Source organism: Chromobacterium sp. Ag138 (assembly GCF_055181315.1).
This window is the reverse complement of sequence record NZ_JBUPWA010000001.1, coordinates 4,651,944-4,676,912: the sequence shown is the minus strand read 5'-3', so window position 1 is coordinate 4,676,912 and position 24,969 is coordinate 4,651,944. Positions and strand designations below refer to the sequence as shown.

The 24,969-nt window shown below is 65.1% G+C and carries 22 protein-coding genes; 19 read left to right on the top strand and 3 right to left on the bottom strand.

The features are described 5' to 3' along the window. Window positions 1-26 precede the first annotated feature (26 nt). Window positions 27-1,049, bottom strand: coding sequence for a heat-inducible transcriptional repressor HrcA (gene hrcA, locus ACY3GB_RS21745; RefSeq protein ID WP_463090568.1), 1,023 nt, complete (start codon window positions 1,047-1,049; stop codon window positions 27-29). 156 nt (window positions 1,050-1,205) lie between these two features. Here hrcA and recA point away from each other — a divergent pair, with 156 nt between their 5' ends. The 6 genes from recA (at window position 1,206) to ACY3GB_RS21715 (ending at window position 7,431) form a co-directional block, all read left to right on the top strand. Then, window positions 1,206-2,258: a recombinase RecA gene (gene recA, locus ACY3GB_RS21740; RefSeq protein WP_463090567.1), complete on the top strand. Its 1,053-nt coding sequence runs from the start codon at window positions 1,206-1,208 to the stop codon at window positions 2,256-2,258. Next, on the top strand, window positions 2,258-2,716 hold the full coding sequence (recX, locus tag ACY3GB_RS21735; protein WP_463090566.1) for a recombination regulator RecX: 459 nt from the start codon (window positions 2,258-2,260) through the stop codon (window positions 2,714-2,716). The genes recA and recX overlap by 1 nt, the downstream gene beginning before the upstream one ends. A 3-nt stretch (window positions 2,717-2,719) precedes the next feature. Beyond that, the gene (locus ACY3GB_RS21730) at window positions 2,720-3,178 is read left to right on the top strand and encodes an SRPBCC family protein (RefSeq protein ID WP_463090565.1); all 459 of its coding nucleotides are present in this window, start codon (window positions 2,720-2,722) and stop codon (window positions 3,176-3,178) included. 63 nt (window positions 3,179-3,241) lie between these two features. Further along, window positions 3,242-5,875: an alanine--tRNA ligase gene (gene alaS / locus ACY3GB_RS21725; protein ID WP_463090564.1), complete on the top strand. Its 2,634-nt coding sequence runs from the start codon at window positions 3,242-3,244 to the stop codon at window positions 5,873-5,875. A 110-nt stretch (window positions 5,876-5,985) separates the two neighbouring features. Then, window positions 5,986-6,471, top strand: coding sequence for a GNAT family N-acetyltransferase (locus ACY3GB_RS21720; protein ID WP_463090563.1), 486 nt, complete (start codon window positions 5,986-5,988; stop codon window positions 6,469-6,471). A gap of 213 nt (window positions 6,472-6,684) precedes the next feature. Then, the gene (locus ACY3GB_RS21715) at window positions 6,685-7,431 is read left to right on the top strand and encodes a substrate-binding periplasmic protein (protein WP_463090562.1); all 747 of its coding nucleotides are present in this window, start codon (window positions 6,685-6,687) and stop codon (window positions 7,429-7,431) included. Window positions 7,432-7,591: 160 nt separating this feature from the next. Here ACY3GB_RS21715 and ACY3GB_RS21710 read toward each other — a convergent pair whose 3' ends face one another. Beyond that, on the bottom strand, window positions 7,592-8,359 hold the full coding sequence (locus ACY3GB_RS21710; RefSeq protein WP_463090561.1) for a sulfite exporter TauE/SafE family protein: 768 nt from the start codon (window positions 8,357-8,359) through the stop codon (window positions 7,592-7,594). Between the two features lie 348 nt (window positions 8,360-8,707). Between ACY3GB_RS21710 and ACY3GB_RS21705 the strand changes: the two genes are divergently transcribed. From ACY3GB_RS21705 to kdpE, 7 genes are all read left to right on the top strand, one after another. Further along, window positions 8,708-8,896 carry a hypothetical protein gene (locus ACY3GB_RS21705; protein WP_011135152.1) on the top strand — a complete coding sequence of 63 codons (189 nt, stop codon included), beginning with the start codon at window positions 8,708-8,710 and terminating at the stop codon, window positions 8,894-8,896. Between the two features lie 409 nt (window positions 8,897-9,305). After that, window positions 9,306-9,395 (top strand): K(+)-transporting ATPase subunit F, encoded by a 90-nt coding sequence (kdpF, locus tag ACY3GB_RS21700; RefSeq protein ID WP_021476355.1) that lies wholly within the window; start codon window positions 9,306-9,308, stop codon window positions 9,393-9,395. Window positions 9,396-9,397: 2 nt separating this feature from the next. Further along, complete coding sequence (gene kdpA / locus ACY3GB_RS21695) at window positions 9,398-11,206, top strand: potassium-transporting ATPase subunit KdpA (protein WP_463090560.1); 1,809 nt, start codon at window positions 9,398-9,400, stop codon at window positions 11,204-11,206. Window positions 11,207-11,232: 26 nt separating this feature from the next. Next, complete coding sequence (gene kdpB / locus ACY3GB_RS21690) at window positions 11,233-13,350, top strand: potassium-transporting ATPase subunit KdpB (RefSeq protein WP_463090559.1); 2,118 nt, start codon at window positions 11,233-11,235, stop codon at window positions 13,348-13,350. Window positions 13,351-13,428: 78 nt separating this feature from the next. Next, window positions 13,429-14,007: a potassium-transporting ATPase subunit KdpC gene (kdpC, locus tag ACY3GB_RS21685; protein ID WP_463090558.1), complete on the top strand. Its 579-nt coding sequence runs from the start codon at window positions 13,429-13,431 to the stop codon at window positions 14,005-14,007. A 6-nt stretch (window positions 14,008-14,013) separates the two neighbouring features. After that, window positions 14,014-16,701: a DUF4118 domain-containing protein gene (locus ACY3GB_RS21680; RefSeq protein WP_463090557.1), complete on the top strand. Its 2,688-nt coding sequence runs from the start codon at window positions 14,014-14,016 to the stop codon at window positions 16,699-16,701. Between the two features lie 20 nt (window positions 16,702-16,721). Beyond that, entirely contained in the window at window positions 16,722-17,438 is a 717-nt protein-coding gene (gene kdpE, locus ACY3GB_RS21675; RefSeq protein ID WP_463090556.1) for a two-component system response regulator KdpE, read from the top strand. A gap of 13 nt (window positions 17,439-17,451) precedes the next feature. Here the strand turns inward: kdpE and ACY3GB_RS21670 are convergent, their stop codons facing one another. Further along, a complete protein-coding gene (locus ACY3GB_RS21670; protein ID WP_463090555.1) occupies window positions 17,452-18,045 on the bottom strand; it encodes a TetR/AcrR family transcriptional regulator in 594 nt (197 codons plus the stop codon). Window positions 18,046-19,010: 965 nt separating this feature from the next. On the opposite strand from ACY3GB_RS21670, the gene ACY3GB_RS21665 reads away from it, so the two are divergent. The 6 genes from ACY3GB_RS21665 (at window position 19,011) to ACY3GB_RS21640 (ending at window position 24,956) form a co-directional block, all read left to right on the top strand. Then, window positions 19,011-20,093 (top strand): hydroxymethylglutaryl-CoA synthase, encoded by a 1,083-nt coding sequence (locus ACY3GB_RS21665; RefSeq protein ID WP_463090554.1) that lies wholly within the window; start codon window positions 19,011-19,013, stop codon window positions 20,091-20,093. 23 nt (window positions 20,094-20,116) lie between these two features. Then, window positions 20,117-21,313 carry a thiolase family protein gene (locus ACY3GB_RS21660; RefSeq protein WP_463090553.1) on the top strand — a complete coding sequence of 399 codons (1,197 nt, stop codon included), beginning with the start codon at window positions 20,117-20,119 and terminating at the stop codon, window positions 21,311-21,313. An 11-nt stretch (window positions 21,314-21,324) separates the two neighbouring features. Continuing rightward, window positions 21,325-21,765, top strand: a complete 441-nt coding sequence (locus tag ACY3GB_RS21655; RefSeq protein ID WP_021476365.1) for a Zn-ribbon domain-containing OB-fold protein — start codon at window positions 21,325-21,327, stop codon at window positions 21,763-21,765. Between the two features lie 95 nt (window positions 21,766-21,860). Next, window positions 21,861-22,910 (top strand): type III polyketide synthase, encoded by a 1,050-nt coding sequence (locus ACY3GB_RS21650; RefSeq protein ID WP_463090552.1) that lies wholly within the window; start codon window positions 21,861-21,863, stop codon window positions 22,908-22,910. A 163-nt stretch (window positions 22,911-23,073) separates the two neighbouring features. Continuing rightward, a complete protein-coding gene (locus ACY3GB_RS21645; protein WP_463090551.1) occupies window positions 23,074-24,357 on the top strand; it encodes an MFS transporter in 1,284 nt (427 codons plus the stop codon). Between the two features lie 299 nt (window positions 24,358-24,656). Beyond that, on the top strand, window positions 24,657-24,956 hold the full coding sequence (locus ACY3GB_RS21640; protein WP_463090550.1) for a hypothetical protein: 300 nt from the start codon (window positions 24,657-24,659) through the stop codon (window positions 24,954-24,956). Window positions 24,957-24,969 lie beyond the last annotated feature (13 nt).

Below are 24,969 nucleotides of genomic sequence, written 5' to 3'. Positions count from 1 at the left end.
TGCTTTCTTTTGGGTATGGCTCGAGTTCATTCGCGGAAGGACAGCGCGTTGCTGACCAGACGGGCGGTGATGTCGACGATGGGAATGACCCGCTCATAGGCCATGCGGGTGGGGCCGACCACCCCCAGCGTGCCCACCACCTGGCCGTTGATGCAGTAGGGCGCGGTCACCACCGAGCATTCGTCCAGCGTCATGACTCCAGACTCCTCGCCGATGAAAATGTTCACCCCCTGCGCCTCCCGGCCCTGCGCCAGCAGTTTCAGGAGTTCGGTCTTGCGCTCGAACACGCCGAACAGCTCCCGCAGCCGCGACAGGTCGTCGGACAGGTCGTGCACCTGCAGCAGCCGCGAGCCGCCGCTCACCACCACGTCCTCGTTGCGCTTGGCCAGCGTCTGCTGGCCCAGCCTCACCGCGGCGGCCATCAGCTCGGCGATGTCGCCCTGCAGCTGCGCGAGCTCGCTCTCCACCCGCGACGTGACGGCGCTCAGGCCTTGTCCCGCGTAATGCTGGTTGATGAAGTTGCCGGCCTCCACCAGCTCCGACGGCGTGTAGTCGCGCTCGGTGTTCAACAGGTGGTTCTGCACGTCGCCGTCCAGCGTCACCAATATCATCAGCACGCGTCGATCGGACAGGCGCAGGAATTCGATCTGGCGGAAGGCGACGTCGCTGCGCTGCGGCGTCAGCACCACGCCGGCGAAGCTGGTCAGCTCGGACAGCAGCGACGACGCCGCCTGGGCGATGCGCTGCGGACTGTCCGGCTGCAGATTGGCCTCCAGCTCGTGGCGCGACAACTCGTCCAGCGGCCGTATCGTCAACAGCCGGTCGACGAACAGCCGGTAGCCGCGCGCGGTGGGAATCCGTCCCGCCGAGGTGTGCGGCGAGGCGATCAGGCCCATGTTTTCCAGATCGGCCAGCACGTTGCGCACCGTGGCCGACGACAGCTCCACCCCTGGCAGCAGCGACAGGGTCTTGGAGGCGACCGGCTGACCGTCGGCGATGTACCGTTCGATCAGCGCCTTCAGCAAATGTTGGGCGCGTTCGTTCATCATGTCCCCATTGTACACATCCTGCACCGCGCCAAAAGGGGGCGTGGCGCGGCTTTACGACCATGGCACGAAAACCGCCCTCCCCAAGCTGCTGTTAGCCCTCTGGTTTTCTGCGATAATCGCCCCCATCATTGGTCCGACTACCCCATTGGAGACAGCATGGCTTCCGAAGACAAGAGCAAGGCGCTGGCCGCTGCCCTGGCCCAGATTGAAAAGCAGTTTGGCAAGGGCTCGATCATGCGCATGAGCGACAACCAGATCACCGAAAACCTGCAAGTGATCTCCACCGGCTCGCTGACCCTGGACCTGGCGCTGGGCGTCGGCGGCCTGCCGCGCGGCCGCGTGGTCGAAATCTACGGCCCGGAATCGTCCGGCAAGACCACCCTGTGTCTGCAGGCCGTGGCCGAAGCGCAAAAACTGGGCGGCACCTGCGCCTACATCGACGCCGAAAACGCGCTGGACCCGGTCTACGCGCAGAAGCTGGGCGTCAACGTCGAAGACCTGCTGATCTCGCAGCCGGACACCGGCGAGCAGGCGCTGGAAATCTGCGACATGCTGGTGCGCTCCAGCGGCGTGGACGTGATCGTGGTCGACTCCGTCGCCGCCCTGGTGCCGAAGGCGGAAATCGAAGGCGAGATGGGCGACAGCCACGTCGGCCTGCAGGCCCGCCTGATGAGCCAGGCGCTGCGCAAGCTGACCGGCAACATCAAGCGCACCAACACCCTGGTGATCTTCATCAACCAGATCCGCATGAAGATCGGCGTGATGTTCGGCAACCCGGAAACCACCACCGGCGGCAACGCGCTGAAGTTCTACGCCTCCGTGCGCCTGGACATCCGCCGCACCGGCGGCATCAAGAAGGGCGAGGAAGTGATCGGCAACGACACCCGCGTCAAAGTGGTGAAGAACAAGGTTTCCCCGCCGTTCCGCCAGGCCGATTTCGAAATCCTGTACGGCGAGGGCATCTCGCGCCAGGGCGAAATCATCGAGCTGGGCGTCAAGCACGGCTTCATCGACAAGTCCGGCGCCTGGTACGCCTACAACGGCCAGAAGATCGGCCAGGGCAAGGACAACACCCGCGAATGGCTGAAGGCCAACCCGGCCATCGCCGAGGAAATCGAACGCAAGATCCGCGAAGCGGTGGGCATCAAGATCGAGATCAATGAAGCCCAAGGCGACGAAGAGTTCGCCGACGACGCCTTCGACGCCTGATGGCGGCGGAAGGCAAAAGCCTGAAGGCGCGGGCCGCCGAACTGCTGTCCCGCCGGGAATACACCCGGCAGGAACTGGTTCGGCGGCTCGCGCCTTTTGCTGACAGCGAGGAAGAGCTGAACGCGGCGCTGGACGAGCTGGCCGCCTCGAACTGGCAGTCGGACGACCGCTTCGCCCGCCAGTTCGCCAGCAGCAAGGGCGCCAAGTTCGGCAGCCGCCGCCTGGCGCAGGAAATGCGCCAGCGCGGCGTGGACAGCGAAACCATACGCGAGGCGCTGTCCGGCCAGGACGACCTTGCCAGCGCGCGCGAACAGTGGCGCAAGAAATTCGGCCGGTCGCCGGCCGACGCCGCGGAAAAGGCCAAGCAGTACCGCTTCCTGGCGCAGCGCGGCTTTCCCGCCGACGTGATCCGCCAGGTGCTGGCGGGCGGCGGAGACGACGACTTCTACGAGGATTGAGCCATGGCCACGCGCAGCATCGCCACCGAAATCGACATCGCCGCCAGCCCGGAGCGGGTGTGGCAGGTGCTGGCCGACTGGCGGCGCTACCCGGAATGGAACCCGTTCATCGTCGGCCTGCATGGCCGCCACGAAGCCGGCGCCCGGCTGGTGGCCACCCTCCACCCGCCGGGCGGACGCCGTCTGACTTTCCGGCCGCGGCTGAGCGAATTCGCCGCCGGCAGCCTGATGGCTTGGCGCGGCAAGCTGCTGCTGCCCGGCCTGCTGGACAGCGAGCACCGCTTCCGGCTGGAGCCGCTGGACGGCGGCGGCGCCCGCCTCCGACATGACGAGAATTTCTCCGGCATTCTGCTGCCGCTGGTCGGCGACGGATTGCTGGAACGCTCGCGCCAAGGCTTCCTGCAGATGAACCAGGCCTTGAAGCGGCGCTGCGAAGCGCTTGCCAGCCAGGCCCCGGCTTGACACAATCGATGGATTCGTCCTGGCACGGCGCCCGGACCAGATTTTGAAAATTGACCGAAAATCATGAAAACTTCTGAAATTCGCAAGAAATTCCTGGATTTCTTCGCCTCCAAAGGCCACCAGGTTGTTCCCTCCAGCAGCCTGATCCCCGGCAACGACCCGACGCTGATGTTCACCGTCGCCGGCATGGTGCAGTTCAAGGACGTGTTCCTGGGCTTCGAGAAACGCGATTACACCCGCGCCACCACCAGCCAGAAATGCCTGCGCGCGGGCGGCAAGCACAACGACCTGGAAAACGTCGGCTACACCGCGCGCCACCACACCTTCTTCGAAATGTTGGGCAACTTCAGCTTCGGCGACTACTTCAAGCGCGACGCCATCACCTTCGCCTGGGAATTCCTCACCGGCGAGCAATGGCTGGCCCTGCCTAAAGAAAAGCTGATGGTCACGGTGTACGCGTCCGACGACGAAGCCTACGACATCTGGCACAACACCGTCGGCGTGCCGGCCGACAAGATCGTCCGCATCGGCGACAACAAGGGCGCGCCGTACGCGTCCGACAACTTCTGGACCATGGGCGACACCGGCCCATGCGGCCCGTGCACCGAGATCTTCTTCGACCACGGCCCGTCCGTCGCCGGCGGCCCTCCGGGCAGCCCGGACGAGGACGGCGACCGCTTCATGGAGATCTGGAACAACGTCTTCATGCAGTTCAACCGCGACGAAGCCGGCACGCTGCATCCGCTGCCCAAGCCATCGGTCGACACCGGCATGGGCCTGGAGCGACTGTCCACCGTGCTGCAGCACGTGAAGTCCAACTACGAGACCGACGCGCTGGCCTGTCTGGTGCGCGCCGCCGCCCGCGAAACCGGCGTGCCGTACAGCCAGGATGTGCCGTCGCTGAAAGTGATCGCCGACCACATCCGCGCCTGCTCCTTCATGGTGGCCGACGGCATCCTGCCGTCCAACGAGGGCCGCGGCTATGTGCTGCGCCGCATCGCCCGCCGCGCGATCCGCCACGGCTACAAGCTGGGCCAGAAGGGTCTGTTCTTCCACAAGATCGTCGCCGACCTGGTCGCCGAGATGGGCGACGCCTATCCGGACCTGCGCGAGAAGCAGGCGCATATCGAAGACGCGCTGCGCGCCGAGGAAATCAAGTTCGCCGAGACGCTGGAAATCGGCATGGGCCTGGTGGACTCCGCGCTGGAAGGCGGCAAGAAGGCGCTGGACGGCGACACCATCTTCAAGCTGTACGACACCTTCGGCTTCCCGGTGGACCTGACCGCCGACATCTGCCGCGAGCGCGGCATCCACGCCGATCTGGAAGGCTTCGAGCGCGCGATGGAAGCGCAACGCGAGCGCGGCCGCGCCGGCTCCAACTTCAAGATGAGCGGCAAGATCGCCTACAACGGCGACGACACCCGCTTCCACGGCTATGACAAGTCCAGCGTCGACGCCAAGGTGCTGGCGCTGTACAAGGGCACCGAGCCGGTCGACAGCCTGTCCGCCGGCGACGAAGGCATCGTGGTGCTGGACCACACCGCCTTCTACGCCGAAGGCGGCGGCCAGGTGGGCGACGTCGGCGAAATCTCCGCCGCCGGCGGCATCGCCGCGCTGTTCGACGTGGCCGACACCCAGAAAATCCAGGGCGCGGCCTTCGGCCACAAGGGCAAGCTGGCCCGCGGCGCGCTGAAGGTGGGCGACGCCGTCACCGCCACCATCGACCTGCACCAGCGCCAGGCCAGCGCCCGCAACCACTCCGCCACCCACCTGCTGCACGCGGCATTGCGCCATGTGCTGGGCGCCCACGTGGCGCAGAAGGGCTCGCTGGTCAACCCGGAGCGCACCCGCTTCGACTTCGCCCACGGCGAAGCCGTCACCGCCGCGCAGATCGCCGAGCTGGAGCGCGTGGTCAACCATGTGATCGCCGCCAACTACGAGGTCAAGGCCGAGCTGATGAGCATGGAAGCCGCGCAGAAATCCGGCGCGATGATGCTGTTCGGCGAGAAGTACGGCGATGAAGTGCGCGTGCTGACCATGGGCGACTTCTCCGCCGAACTGTGCGGCGGCACCCACGTCAAGCGCACCGGCGACATCGGCCTGTTCAAGATCGTCGCCGAAAGCGGCGTGGCCGCCGGCGTGCGCCGGATCGAGGCTGTCACCGGCGAAGGCGCGCTGGCCTACATCCAGGCCCAGGACGCGCTGATCAAGGAAGCCGCCGGCGCGCTGAAGGCGCAGACCAGCGACGAGGTGGTCGCCAAGATCGGCGCGCTGCAGGACAACGTGAAGGCGCTGGAGAAAGAGCTGGCCAAGCTGAAGGGCCAGCTGGCCGCCTCCGCCGGCGACAGCCTGTCCGACGCCGCCGCCGACGTGAACGGCGTCAAGGTGCTGGCTGCCGAACTGCCGGGCGCCGACAACACCGCGCTGCGCGAAACGCTGGACAAGCTGAAGGACAAGCTGGGTTCCGCCGCCATCGTGCTGGCCGCCAAGGGCGACGGCAAGGTGGCGCTGGTGGCGGGCGTCACCGCCGACCTGACCGGCAAGCTGAAAGCCGGCGAACTGGTCAACTTCGTCGCCCAGCAAGTGGGCGGCAAGGGCGGCGGCCGTCCGGACATGGCCCAGGCCGGCGGCACCCAGCCGGAAAACCTGGACGCCGCGCTGAAAGGCGTGCAAGCCTGGGTGGCGGGCAAGCTGTAAACCGCCGCTGTTGCGCAGAACAAACGGCCGCATGGATTCCATGTGGCCGTTTTTCATATGTTCATAATTTCTGGTTACACTCGACGGCGGCCCATCCTCAGGAGCACGCCATGAGCGATACCGCATTCCGCCTCGCCGGCTGGGACGACCTCCCCGCCATCCGCCTGTTGTTGCAGCAAGCCTTCACCCCCTTGCAAGAGATATTGCCCAGCCGCCCCACCGCATTGGACGAAACCATAGGCAGCCTGACCGGACACCTGGCCAGCGGCAGCCAGATCTTCGTCGCCGAGCGCGGAGGACAGCCGCTCTCCTGCCTGCTGGTGCTGCCGCCCGACGATGGCTGCGCGGAAGTCAAGCGCGTCTGCACCCATCCGGATTGGCAAGGCCACGGCCTGGGATCGGCGCTGATGAGCCATGCGGAACGGCAGCTCAGCCTGCAGGGCGTGCAAAGGCTGAAACTGTCCACCCGCCGCCGCCTGCCCGACAACCTGCGCTTCTACCAGCGGCTGGGCTACAGCCAGAGCGCGATCCAGCCCTACCCGGCCGGCATCGACGACGAGCGCATCGAACTGAGCAAGACGCTGGCGGCAGCCTGAGCGTCTTGTAATAGCCGGAACAATTCAAACCAACAAAATCTGTGAGTTTGTTTCAAGTCAAAGCACGAGAAATCATAAATTACTAATATAACCATGCTTCTTATGGCTTCTCCTTTGTTGTTTGCTTCGATGCCCCGGTACCCCCGGGGCTCTTTTTTTGTCCGTCGCGCTTATAGTGGGAAATGAAAACATGCTGCCGCACCGGAGACATCCATGCGCGTCGCCCTCATCGCCCTGCTCTGCCAATTCCTGGCCCTGCCCGCCCGCGCGGAAGCGCCGCCTCCCGAACTGTTCGCCCTGACCGAGTCCCTGCCCCCTCTCAGCTATGAGGAGGGAGGCGAACACAAAGGCTTTTCCAACGAATTGCTGCGGATGATGCTGCGCGAGAGCGGCTTGCGCGCCGTGATTGAAGTCAAGCCATGGAGCCGGGCACTGAGGGAGGCGCAGCAAACGCCCAATACCCTGCTCTATCTGACGGTCAGAACGCCGGAACGCGAAGCGTGGTTCAAATGGATAGGCCCGGCGCTGCCGCTGCCGATCGAGGTATTCCGGCTGGCCGGACCGCATGCGCCGCCGCCATCGCCGGACGAGATCCGGCGGGCCAAGATCGCGGTGGCGCGCGACACCCCGGGAGAGAAGATACTGGAGGAAAAGGGCCTCGCCGCCAACGACAATCTGGTGCTGACCAACGATGAGGCCCAATCGGCCAAACTGCTGTACGCGCGCCGCGTCCAGTTCAGCGCCGGCGTCGGCCTGTTCCAGCGCTACGCCGCGCGCCAGCAGGGGCAAAATCCGGAACGGCTGGAGCCGGTGCTGGTTCTGGACGACCGCACCCGCTTCTATTTCGCGCTGCAGAAAGACAGCAAGCCGGAATACGCCGCCCGGCTGCAGGCGGCGCTTGACAAGATCAAGCAGGATGGCCGCTACGCCGCGCTGCTGAAGGGTTACAGCCATCCATAGGCAGCAAGCGGCAAAGGAAGGTCGACGCAGAATCGAGCTTCGTCAAACGCCAGCGCCGCTGACAAAAGCCCCTAGCCAAGGCGCGCCGACGCAGACAGTACGCATGGCACGACAAGGAGGCTCAACGCAGGATAGGGGCTTTTGTCAGCGGCGCAAAAAATTACAGCACCAGCTTGCCGCCCGCCAACGCCAACATCACCGCCAGCGCTGGCCGCAGCCAGTGGTCCGACAGTCGGCCGGCCAAGCGGCTGCCCAGCCAGATGCCCGGCAGGGAGCCGCTGAGCAGCTTCAGCAGCAGCACCCAATCCAAATGGCCCATGCCGGCATGGCCCAGGCCGGCGACTAGCGTCAGCGGCACCGCATGGGCGATTTCGGTGCCGACCAGCCGCGAGGTGGGCAGGGCCGGGTACAGCATGAACAGCGCCAAGGTGCCCAGCGCCCCGGCGCCGATCGAGCTCAGCGTCACCAGCACGCCCAGCATCACGCCCACCAGCGCCGTCGGCCACCAGCGGCCATCGGCGCCCAGCTTGGCGGCATGATGGCCGCCGATCTTCAGCAGCCAGGGTTTGAACAGAATGGCGAAAGCCGTCAGCAGCAACGCCAGCCCCAGCACGAAGCGGAACAGCGCGTCCATCACCTGGGCCGGCACGTGCAGCCAGGACAGCAGGCCAAGCGTCAGCAGGGCGGCCGGCACGCTGCCCAGCGACAGGTGCCAGGTGATGCGCCAATCGATGTGGCGCTGCTTGTGGTGGACCGCCACGCCGCCGGCCTTGGTCACCGCGGCGTACAGCAGGTCGGTGCCGACGGCGGTCGCCGGCGAAATGCCGAACCACAGCAGGATGGGCGTCATCAGCGAGCCGCCGCCCACGCCGGTCAAGCCGACGATGAAACCGACGGCCAGACCCGCCATCGTATATCCCAAATCCATGGGAGCCCCCATTCATGCTGCAAGATGTCGTTGATCCTACGCGCTTTGCTTATAACAATTTAGACCAATTAGCTACAACTTTATGATCAAGAAAACTAACCCATGCCTCCATGCAGGTTTCACCGCAACGTCAAGCCGGCGTAACACGGCTCGACTATGTTTCGATATGAACAAAACGACAAGGAACGCCACAGCCCCTTCCCGATTTACACCCAAGTGCTTTACAAACCAGGCAAATCGCGTCAACTTGATACTGTCAGGGCGCAGCCTGACCGCTTGCGACACCCAACAGCACGCCAGCCGCCAGGCCCCCTGAGAAGCCCACGTTTCGAGATCGAAAGGTGCAGGATGATTTCTCGTATCCCCCTGAGCGTTCGCAGAAAACAAGCCCGTGACCAACATGAAAGCTTTCTCTACGCAGTAGCCAAGCCCCAGCTGAGCGACGAGGAACGATCCCGCCAGCAGAAGGTCCGCCAGCGCGCGCACGACCGCGATGACGCCCGCTTCCTCGCCGATCGCTGCGACGATCTGTTCTGAACCCCTCCGCCCGGGGCCGCTGTGGCCCCTACAGCCTTCCCCGCCCAAGGCTGAGCGCCTCCTGTTTTTCTTTACATCCCTCTCTCCCGCCCTAACGGCCCGTTGATGCCCGACGGACAAAGCCTCCAAACTCGCAGACATCCCGGCTCTCCAGCTAAAGAAAATCAAAAAAATAGCCAAACCGCTAATTAATCGATCAAAAAATTGTCAATTGAGATAATTTTTATAGTTTCTTTATGTCGCCCAGCGCTCTTTTGTCAGGTTTTTGACGCCGGTTTGATTACCTTCCACATCGCACATTACGCATGGAGATTTTCATTATGGATCTGCTCTACCTGGGCCTCATCGCGCTGTTCGGCGCGCTGACTTGGCTCTTGATCGCAGCCTGCGACCGTTTGGGAGGCAAGCAATGACTGCCTGGTACTTGATCAGCGCCTTGCTGGCGCTGGGACTGTTTGTCTACCTGATCTACGCATTGGTCAAACCGGAGAATTTCTAATCATGAGCACACCCGCCATGCTGCAACTGGGCTTGTTCCTGGTTGTGCTGATCGCGCTGGCTTGGCCGCTGGGCGCTTACATGACGCGCGTCATGCAGGGGGAAAATGTCGGGCCGGTCCGCTTCTTCGCTCCGCTTGAGCGCGCCTTCTACCGCCTGGCCGGCATCAAGCAGGATGAGGAGATGGGCTGGCGCGGCTACGCGGTGGCGCTGATCCTGTTCAACGTGCTGGGCGTGGCCGCCGTCTACGCGCTGCAACGGCTGCAAGGCATGCTGCCGTTCAATCCGCAGGCGATGGCCGCGGTATCGCCGGACTCCTCGTTCAACACCGCCATCTCCTTCGTCACCAACACCAACTGGCAAGGCTATGGCGGCGAAACCACGATGAGCTACCTGACCCAGATGCTGGGCCTGACGGTGCAGAACTTCGTGTCCGCCGCCACCGGCGCCGCCGTGGTGATCGCGCTGATCCGCGGCTTCGCCCGCCACAGCAGCGCCAAGATCGGCAACTTCTGGGTGGATGTCACCCGGATGACGCTGTACGTGCTGCTGCCGCTGTCGCTGGTGTTCGCGCTGGTTTTCACCCAGCAGGGCGCCATCCAGAACCTGTCCGCCTACAAGGACGTCCATACCGTCGAAACCGTCAAATACCAGCAGCCCAAGCAGGACGCCAAGGGCAACCCGGTGCTGGGCAAGGACGGCAAGCCGGTGATGGAGGACAAGACCAGCCAGACGCAGACGCTGCCGATGGGCCCGGTGGCCTCGCAGGAAGCGATCAAGATGCTGGGCACCAACGGCGGCGGCTTCTTCAACGCCAACTCCGCCCACCCGTATGAAAATCCGACCCCGCTGGCCAACTTCCTGCAGGACATCGCGATCTTCCTGATCCCGGCCGCGCTGTGCTTCCTGTTCGGCCGCATGGTCGGCGATCGCCGCCAGGGCTGGGCCATCCTCGCCGCGATGACCATCATGTTCGCCACCGCGGTAGTGGTGGAAACCAGCGCCGAGCAAGCCGGCGTGCCGCAATACAGCTCGCTGGGCATAGACCAGCGCGCCAGCCAGCTGCAATCCGGCGGCAATATGGAAGGCAAGGAAGCCCGCTTCGGCATCATCGACACTTCGCTGTTCGTCGCCGTGACCACCTCCGCCTCCTGCGGCGCGGTCAACGCGATGCACGATTCGCTGACGCCCGTCGGCGGCCTGGTGCCGATGTTCCTGATGCAGCTGGGCGAAGTCGTGTTCGGCGGTGTCGGCTCCGGCCTGTACGGCATGCTGATCTTCGCGATCCTGGCGGTGTTCATCGCCGGCCTGATGGTGGGCCGCACGCCGGAATACCTGGGCAAGAAGATCGAAACCTACGAGATGAAGATGACCGCGATCACCATCCTGGTGACGCCGACCCTGGTGCTGGCGCTGACCGCGATCGCCGTCAGTCTGGCGGCGGGCAAAGCCGGCATCGCCAATCCGGCCGCGCACGGCTTCAGCGAGATCCTGTACGCGTTCACCTCGGCCGCCAACAACAACGGCAGCGCCTTCGCCGGCCTGTCCGCCAACACGCCGTTCTACAACATCATGACCGGCATCGCGATGTTCTTCGGCCGCTTCTTCATGATCGTGCCCATCCTGGCGATCGCCGGCTCGCTGGCCGCCAAGAAGCGCCTGGCCGTCACCGGCGGCACCCTGCCGACCCATGGCCCGCTGTTCGTGGTATTGCTGATCGGCACCGTGCTGCTGGTTGGCGCGTTGAACTATGTTCCGGCCCTGGCACTGGGTCCGGTGGTTGAACATCTGCAGATGATCGCCGCCCGCTAAGCGCCCGTCAGTCAAGGAAACTCGATATGAACGACAAGAATCATTCCAAACCGCTGGCGGCCTCCCCCGCCGCCAGCCACAAGAGTGCGAGCAAGTCGATGTTCGACCCGGCGCTGGTGAAGCCGGCCATCGCCGACTCGTTCAAGAAACTGTCGCCGCGCACCCAATGGCGCAACCCGGTGATGTTCGTGGTGTACGCGGGCAGCATCCTGACCACTGGCCTGTGGATACAGTCGCTGGGCGGCCAGGGCGAAGCCCCGTCCGGCTTCATTCTGGGCATCGCGTTGTGGCTGTGGTTCACCGTGCTGTTCGCCAACTTCGCCGAGGCGCTGGCCGAGGGCCGCAGCAAGGCCCAGGCCGCCAGCCTGCGCTCCGCCAAGAAGAACGTGGTGGCCAAGAAGCTGGCCGGCGGCAATCACGGCGCGGCCAAGAGCATCGTCGACGGCGCCAGCCTGCGCAAGGGCGACTACGTGCTGGTGGAAGCCGGCGACGTGATCCCGGTGGACGGCGACGTGATCGAAGGCGTGGCCTCGGTGGACGAATCGGCCATCACCGGCGAATCGGCGCCGGTGATCCGCGAGTCCGGCGGCGACTTCTCCTCGGTCACCGGCGGCACCCGCGTGCTGTCCGACTGGATCGTGGTGAAGATCACCGCCAACCCGGGCGAAACCTTCCTCGACCGCATGATCGCGATGGTGGAAGGCGCCAAGCGCCAGAAGACGCCGAACGAGATCGCGCTGACCATCCTGCTGGTGGCGCTGACCATCGTGTTCCTGATCGTCACCGTGACGCTGCTGCCGTTTTCGCTGTTCAGCGTGGACGCGGCCAAGGCCGGCACGCCGATCAGCATCACCACCCTGGTGGCGCTGCTGGTCTGCCTGATTCCGACCACCATCGGCGGCCTGCTGTCCGCCATCGGCGTGGCCGGCATGAGCCGCATGATGGGCTCCAACGTGATCGCCACCTCCGGCCGCGCGGTGGAAGCCGCCGGCGACGTGGACGTGCTGCTGCTGGACAAGACCGGCACCATCACGCTGGGCAACCGCCAGGCGTCGACCTTCATTCCGGCGCCGGGCGTATCGGAGAAAGACCTGGCCGACGCCGCCCAGCTGGCGTCCTTGGCCGACGAAACGCCGGAAGGCCGCAGCGTGGTGGTGCTGGCCAAGCAGAAGTTCAACCTGCGCGAACGCCAGCTGGCCAGCCATGAAGCCGTGTTCATCCCGTTCACCGCGCAAACCCGGATGTCCGGCATCGACTACGACGGCCGCCAGATCCGCAAGGGCGCCATCGACGCCATCCGCCGCCACATCGCGGAACAAGGCGGACAGTTCCCGGACGCGCTGGCGAAAAGCGCAGAGGAAGTGGCCCGCCGCGGCTCCACCCCGCTGCTGGTGGCCGAAGGCGACCGCGCGCTGGGCGTGATCGAGCTGAAGGACATCGTCAAGGGCGGCATCAAGGAACGCTTCGCCGAGCTGCGCCAGATGGGCATCAAGACGGTGATGATCACCGGCGACAACCCGCTGACCGCCGCCGCCATCGCCGCCGAGGCCGGCGTGGACGACTACCTGGCCGAGGCCACGCCGGAAGCCAAGCTCAAGCTGATCCGCAGCCATCAGGCCGAAGGCAAGCTGGTGGCGATGACCGGCGACGGCACCAACGACGCCCCGGCGCTGGCCCAGGCCGACGTGGCGGTGGCGATGAACACCGGCACCCAGGCGGCCAAGGAAGCCGGCAACATGGTGGATCTGGACTCCAATCCCACCAAGCTGATCGAGATCGTCGAAATCGGCAAGCAGATGCTGATGACGCGGGGCTCGCTGACCACCTTCTCCATCGCCAACGACGTGGCCAAGTACTTCGCCATCATCCCGGCGGCGTTCGCCAGCACCTATCCGCAGCTGAACGCGCTGAACGTGATGGGTCTGAACAGCCCGGCCTCGGCCATCATGTCGGCGGTGATCTTCAACGCCGTCATCATCGTGGCGCTGATTCCGCTGGCGCTGAAGGGCGTGAAATACCACGCCCGAAGCGCGGCCGAACTGCTGCGCGGCAACCTGCTGGTCTACGGCCTGGGCGGCCTGCTGGTGCCCTTCGCCGGCATCAAGCTGATCGACATGCTGCTGGGCGCGATGGGCCTGGTGTAAGCGGCGGCCGCGGTTCCCGGCATGCCGGGAGCCCGGCGACGCGGCGCGCTCCGCGCCAACAGAATGGAAAGGATTATCATGAAAGTCATTCGTCCCCTGCTGGTGGTATTCGGCGGCCTGTCGCTGATCACCGGCCTCGCCTACCCGCTCGTCACCACCGGCATCGCCCAGGCGGCGTTCCCGGCCCAGGCCAACGGCAGCCTGATCGAGAAAGACGGCAAGGTGGTGGGCTCGCGCCTGATCGGCCAGAATTTCGCCGGCGAGCAATACTTCTGGGGCCGCCCGTCGGCCACCAGCCCGATGCCCTACAACGCCGGCAACTCCGGCGGCTCCAACCTGGGGCCGACCAATCCGGCGCAGCTGGCCGCGGTGAAAGGCAATGTGGAAGCCATCCGCAAGGCGCACCCGACCCAGACCGGCCCGGTGCCGGTGGACTTGGTGACCGCGTCCGCCAGCGGCCTGGACCCGGAAATCTCGGTGGCCTCCGCCTATTACCAGATTGACCGCGTCGCGGCCGCGCGTAAACTGCCGGCAGACGCGGTGCGCAAGCTGGTCGACAGCCGCATCGTCGGCGAAACCTTCGGCTTGCTGGGCGAGCCGCGCATCAACGTGCTGGAGCTGAATCTGGCGCTGGACGAACTCTCCAAGAAGGCTTAAACCCGCATGACCGATCAGCGCCCCGACCCGGATGCCCTGCTGGATGAACTGAAGCGCGAAGAGCTGGAGGCGCATCGCGGACGCCTGAAGATTTTCTTCGGCGCCTGCGCCGGCGTCGGCAAGACCTTCGCCATGCTGGCCGCCGCGCGGGTCAAGCAACAGGAAGGGGTCAAGGTGCTGGTCGGCGTGGTGGAAACCCATGGCCGCAAGGAAACCGCGGCCCAGCTGGACGGCCTGGAAGTGCTGCCGCCCAGCCGGATCGAGTACAAGGGCCGCGCGCTGTCGGAATTCGACATCGACGCGGCGCTGGCCATCAATCCGCAACTGATCCTGATCGACGAGTTCGCCCACTCCAACGCCCCCGGCTCGCGCCACCCCAAGCGCTGGCAGGACGTGGAAGAGCTGCTCGCCGCCGGCATCGACGTCTACACCACTCTCAATGTGCAGCATTTGGAGAGCCTTAACGATGTGGTCGGCCAGATCACCGGCATCATCGTCAGGGAAACGCTGCCCGACCATGTGTTCGACATGGCCGATGAAGTCTCTCTGGTGGACCTGCCGCCGGACGAGCTGCTGTCCCGCCTGGCCGCCGGCAAGGTCTATCTGCCGCAGCAGGCCGAGCGCGCGGTCAAGAATTTCTTCCGCAAGGGCAATTTGCTGGCGCTGCGCGAGCTGGCCCTGCGCCGCACCGCCGACCGCGTCGACGCGCAGATGCGCGCCTACCGCGCCGACCAGTCGATCAAACCGGTCTGGCACGCGCGCGAGCGGCTGCTGGTCTGCGTCGGCCCCGGCCCGGGCACGGAAAAGCTGGTGCGCAGCGCCAAACGGCTGGCCGCCAACCTGGATGCCGACTGGATCGCCGTCTACGTGGAGACGCCCAAGCTGCAGCGGCTGCCGGAAGAGCAGCGCGCGCGGATCTTGAAGGGGCTGAGGCTGGCGCAGGAGCTGGGCGCCGAAACCACGGTGCTGGGCGGCAGTTCGCTGGCCGCCACCTTGCTGGCCTACGCCCGCACCCGCAACGTATCCAAGCTGGTGGTGGGCAAATCCAACCGCGGCTGGATCGCCCGGCGGTGGGAAGGCTCGCTGGTCGCCGAGCTAAGCCGCCTGTCCGGCGATGTCGACGTCTACGTGGTGGCGCATGAGCTGGAGGAAGACGCGGACAAACGCGGCAAGCGCGTGCCCAGCCTGCTGTTCAGTGACAGCGAGTCCGGCAACGCCGCGCGCGGCTACCTGGCCGCCGCCGCCATCTGCTTCGCCACCACCGAGCTCAACCACCTGCTGGTGCCCTACTTCGCGCTCTCCAACGTGATCATGGTGCACCTGCTGGCGGTGGTGCTGATCGCCACCCGCTACGGCCGCGGCCCCGGCGTGCTGGCGTCCTTCCTGTCGGTGGCGGCGTTCGATTTCTTCTTCGTGCCGCCGCAGCTGTCGTTCGCGGTGTCCGACACCCAGTACCTGCTGACCTTCATCGTGATGCTGGTGGTGGCGCTGATCATCAGCCAGCTGACCGCCCGCTTCCGCTTCGAAGCCACCATCGCCACCTACCGCGAGCGCCGCACCCGCGCGCTGTACGACCTGGGCCGCGAACTGGCCGGCGCGCTGACCGCCTCGCAAATCATCGAAACCGCGGTCGGCCGGCTGGAGCCGCTGTTCCGCGCCAAGGTGATGCTGTTCATTCCCGACAGCGAGGACCGCCTGCGCGCCGCCACCGACAGCGGCAACGACGCCGACGCCGGCGTCGCGCAGTGGGTGTTCGACAACCAACAGCCGGCCGGCCTCGGCACCAACACGCTGCCGTCCAACGCCGCGCTCTATGTGCCGCTGAAAGCGCCGATGCGGGTGCGCGGCGTCATCGCGCTGTTGCCGGAGGAAACCGTCCACCCCTTCCTGCCGGAGCAACAGCGGCTGCTGGAGACGTGCGCCGCCCAGATCGCGCTGGCGCTGGAGCGGGTGCATTACGTGGAAGTGGCCCAGGACGCCATCGTGGCGATGGAGTCGGAGCGGCTGCGCAACAGCGTGCTGTCGGTGGTGTCCCACGACCTGCGCACGCCGCTGACCAATATGCTGGGCATGGCCAATATGCTGAACGCCCCCGCCCTGCCGCCGGGCCAGCAAGCCGAAATCGCCCAATCCATCCAGGACGAGGCGCTGCGCATGACCAAGCTGGTGACCAATCTGCTGGACATGGCCAAGCTGCAGTCCGGCGTCAAGCTGAACAAGGAATGGCAGCTGCTGGACGAAGTCGTCGGCAGCGCCGTGCGCGCCTGCGAGCGCAGCCTGCGCCACCACAAGCTGGAGCTGGATCTCAGCCGCGACCTGCCGGTGCTGGAATACGACGCGGTGCTGATCGAGCGCGTGCTGGTCAACCTGCTGGAGAACGCCGGCAAGTACACGCCGGCCGGCTCGCGCATCGAACTGGCCGCCCGCCACGACGGCGACAAGGTGCGCATCACCGTCACCGACGACGGTCCGGGCCTGCCCGCCAGCATGGAGCACCGCGCCTTCGACAAATTCACGCGCGGCGCGCCGGAATCCACCACGCCCGGCGTCGGCCTGGGCCTGGCCATCTGCCGCGCCATCATTGAAAACCACGGCGGAACGATAGAAGCCGGCAATGCCCGTCCGCACGGCGCCCGCTTCTCCTTCACGCTGCCGGCCGGCTCGCCCCCCGCGCTGCCGCCGGACGATGCCTGAAACCACAAGAGCGACAAGACATGAACGACCCACCCATTTCCGTAGTGATCATCGAAGACGAAAAGCCGATCCGCCGCTTCCTGTCGGCGGCGCTGGAAGAGGAGAATCTTACCGTCTTCGAGGCCGAGACCGGCAAGCAGGGACAGATAGAGGCGGCGACCCGCAAGCCCGATCTGGTCATTCTGGACCTGGGCTTGCCGGACATGAACGGCATAGACGTGATCAAGAGCCTGCGCGAGTGGAGCGACATCCCCATCCTGGTGCTGTCGGCCCGCACTCAGGAGACCGAGAAAGTGGCGGCGCTGGACGCCGGCGCCGACGATTACCTGACCAAGCCCTTCGGCGTCGCCGAATGCCTGGCTCGAATCCGTGTGCTGCTGCGCCGACGCATCCATGGCAGCGCGGCGGCGCAGCAAACTTTCCAGTTCGGCGACATCAAGGTGGATCTGGTGAACCGCCTGGTGCACAAGGGCGAAACGCCGGTGCATCTGACGCCCATCGAATATCGGCTGCTGTCCACGCTGATCCGCAACGCCGGCAAGGTCATCACCCACCGCGAGCTGCTGCTGGCGGTATGGGGGCCGTCGTTCTCCGAGCACAACCAATATCTGCGCGTCTACATGGGGCATCTGCGGCAAAAACTGGAAGACAATCCGGCGATGCCGCGCCACATCGTCACCGAGACCGGCGTCGGCTACCGGCTGGTGGAGCAGGAGCTGCGCCAGCCTGCGGACTGAAAGACCCGGCCCGTCAGCGCGCGGCGGCGCCGGACAGCAGCATGCCGATGAAGGCGTCGATGTCGCGCTCGGCATCCAGTTGATCGGTCAACAGCCGATACCAACAGAAGCCGAATATCATGTCCAGCAACAGCTCCAGGTCGGCGTCCGCCGCCAGCTCGCCGCGACGCGCCGCGCTTTCCAGCAGCTGGCGCGGCAGCTCTCGCCGGCGGCCCATGAATTCGTTCTTCATCTGCAGCAAGGTCTGCGGGTCCAGCTGCGCCTCGGCGATCACGCTGCGGAACGCCTCGCCGCAGATCGAAGATCGCCATACCCGCCACAGATTGTGCAACAGAAAAGACAGATCCTCCTTCAGCGAGCCGCATTCCGGAAACTGCCTCACCTGCCCGCTTTCGCTTTCATATACCTCGGCGATCAGCGCCGCCTTGTTCGGCCACCAGCGATAGATGGTGGGCTTGCTGGCGCCCGCGCGCCGCGCCACCGACTCGATGCTGATGCCGCAGTAGCCGACTTCCTTGAGGATTTCTATCGTCGAAGCCAGGATCGCCTGATGCGTCTGCGGATTGCGCGCCGCCCCGGTCGAGCTTCTGATGGTGTTCTGCGACATGGAAAGCCATCCTCCTATTCTATTCATGATGAAGTGCCGCCGGCGCTCTGGCGCGCCTCTCCGGCAGATCTCGGCGCGGCATGGAAAGCTGCGCGGGCATGATAGCAAGACGGCCTGGGCGGCTTCTTAATCGAAAGAAAAACGAAACGTTTCGTTTTATTATCAAGAACGCGCACACAATGAAATGACGGCACCTGCGGACCATGAGCGCCTACCGCGCCGACATCCCGGCCTTGGCAATACAAGGAAAGGAATCGGCACCTGCGCGCGAGGCGACTGCGCCGAGATCAAAAATATCGTGAGCGGCAACATATCACCGAACCACCCGGCCGCAACACCCATCGCCGCCGCCTCCCGCCTCTTCTTCGCAAAAAAACAACAATGAATCGGCAAATCCCGCAGGTTGAAAATTAATTCAAAAATAAAATTCATATTAAAACAATATCAAAACAAACAAACTCAACTCCATCCGACGGCCCAACCTGACCTCCATCACCCAACAAGATTCCCAATCAAAAAACCTTGCCCTCGAACAACAAAACCATACAAGCGACAACAAAAATTTCCAACCCAAGCAAAAACTGTCCACTTTTCATCAATTGCGCGGCAAAAAAATCCCACTTTGCTTAGTCTAGATTGATTAATCATCAAGACAAACCAGACTAGAACAGACATTCACGCCGCGCTCACATCTGCCGTCCGGCATCGAATAATTCAAATCTTCAACCCTCATAAAGTTTCAACTCATTTATTTCAAACGTGAAAAAGATAATTGCTGTTCGGCTGAAATTATAAGTTCACGAAATTTACCATTGACACAAAATGCCATCGGCATGCTAACTAAAAAAAGGAAACGGTACGTTTCGTATTTTTTAGCGGCATGCCCATTCCATCGTGCCGGAAGCTTAGGCGCGGAAGCAGGCCACGCCGCCCACGCACAACCCGTTTAGCGAAAAGGAAGCGCCATGAAGAAGGCAGGCATAGTGAGCTATGGCAGCGCCGTCCCGGTTTGCCGGCTCAAGATAGAAGACGTCGTGGACGTCTGGAAAAACACCGAGGCCGCGCTGGTGCGCGACCATCTGGGGGTCAGCGAGCGCGCGGTGCTGCAACCCGACGAGGACGTGATCACGCTGGGCGTGCTGGCCGCGCAGCGCGCGCTGGAGCACGGCGGACATCCCAGGCTGGACGCGCTGTACCTGGGCACCTGCACCAACCCGTACGAATCCCGCGCCTCCGCCGCCGTGATCCTGGAAATGCTGGGCCAAGGCTATGACCTGTACTGCGCCGACATCCAGTTCGCCGGCAAATCCGGCACCTCCGCGCTGCAGATCGGGCAGGCGCTGGTCGCCGCCGGCATGGCGGAGCACGCGTTGATCGTCGCAGCCGACGCCATCGGCCGCCACACCGCGCCGGGCGATCTGACCGAGTCCTACGCCGGCGCCGGCGCCGCCGCGCTGGTGCTGGGCAGCGGCAAGGTCATCGCCGAGATCGACGCCACCTTCTCCTGCGCCGCCGACGTCGCCGACAACATCCGCCCGCAAGGCGAGCGCTACATCCGCTCCGGCATGGGCCTGGGCTCGGACAAGAACGGCATCGGCCTGGAAGAGCAGACCCGCCGCGCGGTGCGCGGCCTGCTGGACAAATTGAAGGCTTCGCCGTCGGACTTCGATTACGCGGTGTTCCAGCAAAACGTGGCATCGACGCCGCGCTCGCTGGGCCGCCAGCTGGGCTTCGCCGCCGAGCAGGTGGAAGCGGCGCTGTTCGCCGGCAGCGTCGGCGATACCGGATCGGCAAGCCCGCTGCTGGGCCTGATCCAGGTGCTGGACCAGGCCCAGCCCGGCCAACGCATCCTGCTCGCCTCCTACGGCTTCGGCGCAGGCAGCGACGCCGTGGCGCTGACGGTGACCGACGAAATCGTCGAACACCAGCGCCGCGCCAAGCCGCTGGCCGCGCAACTGGCCGCCAAGCGCCACATCGATTACGGCACCGCGATCAAGTACGAGTTCAAGTACCTGCGTCCGGACTACGCCCTGACCGCCTACCTCTGAGATCGAGCAACAGGAGAATAATCATGAGCGCACGACGCGTCGCCATCGTGGCCGCGGCCTACACGCCCAAGCCGGGCAGCAGCCGGGTCCGCCAAACCTTCAAGGAAATGATCGTCGAATCGTCCTACCAGGCCTTGTCCAACGCCGGCATGGACGCCCGCGAAATCCAGGGCGTGGCCTATGGCTACCACGGCGAGGGCATTTCGGAGTACGGCGGCCTGGGTCCGACCATTTCCGACACGCTGGGCGTCAGCCCCGCCCCCACCTTCATCACCAGCTCGAACTGCACCAGCAGCTCGGTATCGTTCCAGATGGGCCACCAGATGGTCGCGTCCGGCGAGTACGACATCGTGCTGTGCGGCGGTTTCGAGAAGATGACCGACCATTTCAACTACGCCGAATACATCGGTTCCAGCACCGAGTGCGAGTACGACTACTTCCTCGGCATCTCGCACACCGACGCCTTCGCGCTGGCCACCTCGGAATACTTCCATCGCTACGGCTACGCCGGCCGCGAAGCCGACGTGCTGGCCGCCTTCGGCCGCCAGATGCGCGTCTACGCCCACAACACGCCGACCGCCACCCGCTACGGCCAGCCCATTCCCTCGCTGGAAGAGCTGAAAAAGAGCGAGGCGCACGGCTCCATGCTGGCCTGGGGCGAGGCCAGCGGCTGCGCGATCCTGGTGGCCGAGCACCTGGCGCACAAGTACACCGACAAGCCGGTGTTCATCAAAGGCTGCGCCTACACCGGCGTGTCGCACTACTTCGGCACCCGCTACCACAATCCGACGCTGCGCCACCCCGGCCTCGCCACCGACACCGGCATGGCGCTGTCCGCCAACTCCGTCGCCTGCGCCGAGATCGCCTACAAGAAAGCCGGCATCAGCGCCAAGGACATCGACGTGGCCCAGGTTTATGACCTCTTGGGCGCCGGCCTGATCCAGATGGAGTCGATGGGCATCTGCAAGCCCGGCCAGGCCGGCCACTTCGTGCTGGAGGGCGGCATCGCCATCGACGGCGAAACCCCGCTGAACACCGACGGCGGCAACATCGGCCGCGGCCACGCCTCCGGCTGCGACGGCATCCTGCACATCACCGAGCTGTTCCGCCAGCTGCGCGGCGAATCCGACAACCAGGTGAAGAACGCGCGCATCGCGGTATCGCAGAACCTCGGCGGCTACGCCGCCCACAACTCGGTCATCGTACTGGGCAACGAATAAGGAGCGTAAGCATGTCCCTGTATCCGGAACACATCCACCGCATGACCACCGCCAGCATGCTGCGCGAATGGCGCGAGCATGGCGGCAAGTACCGACTGGAAGGCACGCGCTGCAAGGCGTGCGGCGAAATCTTCTTCCCGCGCCGCAGCGTGTGCGGCGCCTGCAATTCGCTGAGCGTGGAAACCTACCGCTGCGCCCGCGCCGGCGTCATCGTCGCGCTGTCGGAAGCCGCCAACCCCATTCTCGCCGGCATGGGCTACGGCGAGACCGTGCCGCGCCACATGGCGATGCTGAAGCTGGACGACGGCATCGGCCTCGCCTCCGAAGTGGTGGACGTGCTCGACCCGTCCCGGCTGAAAATCGGCGCCCGCGTGCGCATGGTGCTGCGCAAGCATGTGCGCGAGAGCAATCTGGCCTGGCAATACGCCTACAAGTTCGTGCTGGAAGACTGATCCCGGCCGGGCGGGACGCGTCGCCCCGCCCGGCGCCCTGAATGAAAACAACGCCACCCGAATCTTAGCCACTCACTGATATAAAGGTCCGAACCATGTCCACGCTCTGCCAACCGTCCGTGCTGTTCCCGCAATACAAGATCACCCAGGCCCAGATGATCGAGCACCTGGAAGAACTGCACGGCGATCACCCGCGCCTCCCGCTGGCGCGCAGAATGATCCAGAACACCGAGGTGAACACCCGCCACCTGGTGCTGCCGATCGACGAATTGTCGGTGCACACCGGCTTCACCCACCGCAGCATCGTCTACGAGCGAGAGGCGCGGGCGATGTCGTCCAAGGCCGCGCTGCAGGCGCTGGAAAGCGCCGGCCTGACGCCGCAAGACATCCGCATGGTGATCGTCACCTCGTGCACCGGCTTCATGATGCCGTCGCTGACCGCCCACCTGATCAATGATCTGAACATGGCGCAATCGACCATCCAGCTGCCCATCGCCCAGCTCGGCTGCGTGGCCGGCGCCGCCGCCATCAATCGCGCCCACGACTTCGCCAGCCTGGGCGGCCGCAACCACGTGCTGATCGTATCGCTGGAATTCTCGTCGCTGTGCTACCAGCCCGACGACACCAAGCTGCATGCCTTCATCTCGTCGGCGCTGTTCGGCGACGCCGTGTCGGCTTGCGTGGTGCGCGCCGACGACGAAGCCGCAGGCTTCCACATCAAGGGCACCCGCTCCTTCTTCCTGCCCAAAAGCGAGCACTTCATCCGCTACGACGTCAAGGACACCGGCTTCCACTTCACGCTGGACAAGGCGGTGATGAACTCGATCAAGGACGTGGCGCCGGTGATGGAGGAACTAAACCAGCAGGTGTACAACCAGCAGTGCGCGTACAACGACTTCTTCGTGTTCCACACCGGCGGCCGCAAGATTCTGGACGAGCTGGTCAACAAGCTGGAGCTGCCGGCCGAAAAGGTGGCCCACTCCCGCAACAGCCTGTCCGAAGCCGGCAACATCGCCAGCGTGGTGGTGTTCGACGTGCTGAGCCGCCGCTTCGCCGCCAACACCGAAGAAGGTTCGATCGGCATGCTGGCCGCCTTTGGCCCGGGCTTCACCGCCGAGATGGCGGTGGGCCAGTGGGCGGCCTGAGGCCATCCGCCTGACAGGCGCGCCAGGACGGCGCGCCTGCTCCCTCCCGTCGTCACCTTCCCTTTCGCCACTTCCGCCGCGGCTCGCCGCCGGCCATCGGCTCCCGATCCGCGCGGGCGGCCGCGGACCGGCGCGCCCGCCGGCGACGCCTCAGGAAAACGCGATGAACAAGACCACGCTGCCCGGCCCCGGCGCCGGGCGACACGAAACCATCATGGTGCTGCTGCTGTCGCTGGGCTTCGGCCTGGTGGGGCTGGACCGCTTCATCATCCTGCCCTTGTTCCCGGTCATCATGCGGGATCTGCAGATGAACTATCAGGACCTGGGCAACCTGTCCGCCGCGCTGGCCATGGCCTGGGGCCTGGCCGCGCTGACCGTGGGCGGCATGGTGGACCGCCTGGGCCGCAAGACGGTGCTGGTCGGCTCGCTGTTTCTGGTTTCGGCGCTGTCCGGCCTGTCCGCGCTGGCTGGCGGCCTGTTCGGGCTGCTGGCGCTGCGCGCGCTGATGGGCGTGTGCGAGGGCCTGTTCACGCCCGCCGGCATCACGGTCGCCACCGAGGTGTCCCACCCGGACCGGCGCGGCTTCAATCTGGGCGTGCAGCAGGCGTTGTTTCCAGTGCTGGGGCTGGCGCTGGGGCCGCTGATCGCCGTCTGGCTGCTGGAAACGCTGCACTCCTGGCGCGGCGTGTTCGCGGTGGTGGCGCTGCCCGGCTTCCTGCTGGCCTGGCTGATCCACCGCCACTACCGGCCCGAACTCGGCCACCAGCCCCCCGCGTCCGGCCGGCCCGCCGACGCCCCCCTGCCGTGGCGGCAATTGCTGCGGCTGGGCAATATCCGGCTCAACGTGCTGCTGATGTTCTGCATCCTGGCCTGCCAGTTCGTGCTGTGCGCGATGCTGCCCAACTACCTGACCGACCACCTGCGGCTGTCGACGATGGAAATGGCGTCGGTGATCTCCGCCATCGGCATCGGCGGCTTCATCGGCCAACTGATCGTGCCCGGCCTGTCGGACCTCTATGGCCGCAAACCGGCGGTGATGCTGTCGTTCGCCGCCAGCGCGGCGCTGGTGCTGCTGCTCAAGCTGGCGCCGGCCCAGCCCTGGCTGCTGTTCGTCCTGCTGTTCGGCATTTCCTTCTTCAACTGCAGCCTCACCTGCCTGACCGTGGGCCCGCTGACCGGGGAGTCGGTGCCCGCCGCGCTGCTGCCGGCCGCCACCGGCATCGTGGTGGGGCTGGGCGAGGTGCTGGGCGGCGGCGCGGCGCCGGCGCTGGCCGGTTTCGTCGCCACCCGCTTCGGCCTGCCCGCCATCCTCTACGTGGCGCTGGGCGGCAGCCTGGGCGGCCTGGCGCTTTCCACGCGGCTGAAGGGGCCCCGGGAAGAGCCTTCCAGCCTGCCGATACCGGATGAGATCCCGCCGTCTGCGCGCGCGCTGCCGGAACGGGGCTAGCGGAAACGCGGTGTTGACAGCCCGCTGCCATCGGCATAATCTAATGCTCATGCGCCGATTTGACACAGCTTGCGGGCGCTCGATAAATGCCAGCTAAAGCGTATCCGGATCAACCCGCTTGCGCTTAATGGCCAGCGGGTTTTTTCATGGCTGGCCGGCATGCTCTCCCGCAGGCGGTTTCGAATCGGTTCAGGCGCCGAGTTAATGACAACTTGCAGGGCGCCGAAAAATCCTGCTAAAGCGTCGCCGGCCATCCAGGCCCGGCACGCGCAGCGCGACCGAACCTGGGAGAGCCAAAAATGTACGACTGCCTGCAAGACAGCTATGCCGATTTCTCTTTTGCGATTTTTGATGCCGTGGGAAGACCTCGCCCCCTCTGTGGCAGCCTGAGCGCCACACCGCTGCCGTCCGGCGACGACAGCGCCCTGCACGACCTCGCCGCCTTCGCCCGCGACCAGGGCTATGACATAGACCGCTGCGAACAGCAACTGACCGTCCGCGACATCAGCCTGGCCGACGCGCTGGCGATCAACACCCGCTTCGGCGGCGAGCTGATCATCAGCTGCGATCTGCGGCGCGATCCGCCGGTGCGGTTCTAGACGCGTCAGGCGG